This is a genomic window from Mesorhizobium sp. M7A.F.Ca.CA.001.08.2.1, assembly GCF_003998455.1.
In the GTDB taxonomy this organism is placed as follows: Bacteria; Pseudomonadota; Alphaproteobacteria; order Rhizobiales; family Rhizobiaceae; genus Mesorhizobium; species Mesorhizobium ciceri.
This window is the reverse complement of sequence record NZ_RZPW01001452.1, coordinates 1-500: the sequence shown is the minus strand read 5'-3', so window position 1 is coordinate 500 and position 500 is coordinate 1. Positions and strand designations below refer to the sequence as shown.

Annotated in this window: 1 protein-coding gene; it reads right to left on the bottom strand. The window is 62.0% G+C overall.

From position 1 onward, the window contains the following. Positions 1-84 precede the first annotated feature (84 nt). The gene (locus EN914_RS37925; protein WP_013531113.1) at positions 85-471 is read right to left on the bottom strand and encodes a MerR family DNA-binding transcriptional regulator; all 387 of its coding nucleotides are present in this window, start codon (positions 469-471) and stop codon (positions 85-87) included. Between the last annotated feature and the right edge of the window lie 29 nt (positions 472-500).

Genomic DNA, 500 nt, shown 5'->3' with positions numbered 1-500 from the left:
AGCTGGCTTTCAAGCGGACATCTCCCCCTTCGTGGGGGAGATGTCCGGCAGGAGAGAGGGGGCGCTGTCCCTCAAACTCTCTGCCTACGTATTCACGCCAAGCTCCACCAGCCGCTCCACACAAGACTCCTCGGCCTGGTCGAGTTCAGCCAGCGTCTCCTCGAGGTCGCGGCGTTTCTGCCGGAGATCCTCGCGCTTTTCCTCGATGCGCTTGATCATCAGGTTGAGCTGGCCGACTTCGCCGGGCGGCTCCTTGTACATCTGGATGATTTCGCGAATCTCGTTGATCGAGAAGCCAAGCCTTTTGCCGCGCATGATCTGGCGAATGAGCTGCCGGTCGGAGGGGCGAAACAGCCGCGTGCGGCCGCGCCGCACCGGCTGCACCAGCCCTTCGTCCTCGTAAAAGCGCAGCGTCCGCGTCGACACGTCGAACTCGCGGGTCAACTCGGTGATCGAATAATATTCTCGCATTGCCACTCCCACACGCCGAAACACCGGGG